Origin of the sequence: Priestia sp. SIMBA_032 (assembly GCF_046535215.1) — a bacterium.
GTDB classification, from domain to species: Bacteria; Bacillota; Bacilli; order Bacillales; family Bacillaceae_H; genus Priestia; species Priestia aryabhattai.
Genome location: NZ_JAWRXD010001587.1, coordinates 1 through 235, shown reverse-complemented (window position 1 = coordinate 235; position 235 = coordinate 1). Strand labels below are relative to the sequence as shown.

Sequence of the window (235 nt, the reverse complement as noted above, 5' to 3'; positions counted from 1 at the left end):
CTACAGCTTTGGAAGCAATGTAGGATAATATTTCCAATTGAACCATGGTTTCCCCGCCATATGCTCCGCCTACTAAAGGTACGCTAACATGTATATTGCCTTCATCTATACCAAATGCTTCACTCAACTGTTTTCTAATCTCAAATGGTGCCTGAGATGTTGAAGTAACAAGAACAACTCCGTTCGACTTAATCTCGACTTTTGTACATCTCGTTTCCATTGCAGCATGATCAGA

The 235-nt window shown here is 40.4% G+C and carries 1 protein-coding gene; it reads right to left on the bottom strand.

What is annotated here, in order from left to right:
* The coding region (locus SB717_RS39645) for a molybdopterin cofactor-binding domain-containing protein (RefSeq protein WP_410908829.1) at window positions 1-235 on the bottom strand (235 nt) is incomplete at both ends.